Source organism: Leisingera sp. F5 (assembly GCF_001593695.1).
In genome coordinates this window covers 1-2,341 of the sequence record NZ_LUKH01000469.1, presented here as the reverse complement: position 1 = coordinate 2,341, position 2,341 = coordinate 1, and the positions used below count along the sequence as shown (strand labels likewise).

At 51.2% G+C, this 2,341-nt stretch carries 2 protein-coding genes and 1 pseudogene; all 3 read right to left on the bottom strand.

The genetic code is table 11. The annotated features are described in order from the left end of the window. Positions 1 to 257 (bottom strand): RsmG family class I SAM-dependent methyltransferase (locus A2I95_RS32010; protein ID WP_291736320.1); only part of this gene is annotated, 257 nt, incomplete at its 3' end. A gap of 8 nt (positions 258 to 265) precedes the next feature. Beyond that, positions 266 to 2,140, bottom strand: coding sequence for a tRNA uridine-5-carboxymethylaminomethyl(34) synthesis enzyme MnmG (gene mnmG / locus A2I95_RS32005; protein WP_027256980.1), 1,875 nt, complete (start codon positions 2,138 to 2,140; stop codon positions 266 to 268). Positions 2,141 to 2,153: 13 nt separating this feature from the next. Then, a pseudogene (locus tag A2I95_RS32000) lies at positions 2,154 to 2,341 on the bottom strand (tRNA uridine-5-carboxymethylaminomethyl(34) synthesis GTPase MnmE); the annotation flags it as partial.

Genomic DNA, 2,341 nt, shown 5'->3' with positions numbered 1-2,341 from the left:
TTTGGTTCTTCATCTGCGGCCAAAAGGGCGATAATCAGACCGGGGAATCCGCCCCCACTACCTATATCGACCCAATGCTCAGCAGGATCTGTACAACGAAAAACTTGTATTGAATCTGCAATGTGGCGCATCCAAATATGTTCCAAGCTCGATTTCGATACGAGATTTATTTTTGGGTTCCACTTTTGAATAACCTGTTCAAACACCTCAAGCCTCTGAAATGTTTCACGTGAAACATCAAGGCTTTCAAAAAGCATTCCTTTCTTCACGCGGTCTTCCCCTCTCTGGAAAGACCACGGCGCAAACGTGCGAGAAGAAGCGCAAGCGCAGCAGGTGTTATTCCATCAATGCGCGCAGCTTGCGCCAGAGTTTCTGGTCTGGACTGGGACAATTTGCTTTGAAGTTCCTTGGAAAGACCTTCAATTCCTTCAAATGAAAAGTCGGCGGGAAAGCGATAACCCTCATCCCTCTTCATCGCCGAAACTTCCCGCTCTTGGCGTGCAATGTAGTTAGCGTAGAGAGCATCACGCTCCAACTGCCGACGAATATCTTCTCCGACTTCTGACAACTTCGGAATCAGCGGGATAACATCCTCAAAGGAGACATCAGGAAACGCAAGAACGTCCATTCCATTTCGACGGTTTCCATCTTGATTGATACGTATACCAGCCGAGGAAACTTCCTTGGGTGTAAATGTTTGTGATTCCAAGATGTTTCGACCGGAGGTCAGACACTCATTTTTCTCCAAGAACGCAATCCGCCGGCCTTCGCTGACACAACCCAGTTCGATCGCTTTGGGCGTTAGCCTCTGGTCTGCGTTATCTGCCCGCAAGGATAGGCGAAATTCAGCACGGGATGTAAACATTCGGTAGGGCTCGCTGACACCATTTGTGGTGAGATCGTCGATCATTACACCTATGTAGCTGGTCGACCGGCCAAACGTAACCGGTTCCTCCTTCCGAGCCATACGCGCAGCGTTCACGCCGGCAACCAAGCCCTGTGCGGCTGCCTCCTCGTATCCGGTTGTCCCATTTATCTGCCCGGCCAAATACAAACCTGGAACGTCCTTCACGGACAGGTCCAGCCTCAAAATTCTGGGATCTACATAGTCATATTCAATTGCATACCCTGGCTGGAGGATCTCTGTTCTTTCAAGCCCCTTGATGGACCGGACATATGCCTCCTGAACGTCTTGCGGCAGGCTTGTAGAGATTCCATTTGGGTAGACTTTGTGATCCGAAACACCCTCCGGCTCCAAAAATATCTGATGCGATTCCTTGTCAGAAAAGCGAACAACCTTGTCTTCTATCGACGGACAGTATCGTGGACCGACACCTTCAATGTGCCCGCCGTACATGGCTGACCGCTCCAGGTTTTTCCGGATGATGTCATGTGTCTGTGTATTTGTGTGGGTAATCCCGCAGGAAACTTGCTTAGCGCTTATTGCCCTTGTCATAAACGAGAAGAAAACTGGGTCATCGTCCCCTGGTTGGGCTTCCAGACTGTCCCAATCGATTGTACGCCCGTCCAGCCGGGGCGGTGTACCAGTCTTCAGCCGGCCTAGGGGCAGTTCAAAACTGTCCAGGCGTTCAGCTAGCCGTACGGAAGGTCTATCCCCAATCCGGCCTCCAGGTCTGGAAACATCTCCAATGTGAATAACGCCACGTAGAAATGTTCCGGAGGTGAGAATAACCGTCTTAGCCGGTACTTCACTACCATCAGCCAACACTGCACCGGAAACCGACTTACCCGACATGAGAAAATCGGTCACTTCACCTTCGAGAATTTCCAGGTTCGGTTGCGCTTCAGTTAGCCTCAGCATTTCCTGACGGTAAATCGTTCGGTCAGATTGCGCTCTTGGACCTTGAACCGCAGGCCCTTTCCGGCGATTCAGGAGACGGAATTGTATCCCAGAAAGATCAGCAACACGGCCCATTACTCCGTCAAGGGCATCAATTTCCCGAACAAGATGCCCCTTACCCAATCCTCCAATAGCAGGATTGCAAGACATCACACCGATTCCATTGCGATCCAGCGTGATCAGTACTGTTTTCGCACCCATTCGTGCGGCAGCATGAGCGGCTTCCGAGCCGGCATGCCCGCCACCAACCACAATCACATCATATTTCGAATGTTTCACGTGAAACACTCCTTCACTTTCCCAGACAGAAGCTCGAGAAAATCTCATCTAGGAGATTCTCCACCCCGATCCGGCCAACCAGCGTTTCCAGGGCCCGGATTGCCGAGCGTATCTCTTCGGCGGCGATATCATAGAATTCCGAACCACGCGACAGAATTTCCTGTGCCTCGGCCAAACTCACCAACGCAGACAGCATAGCAT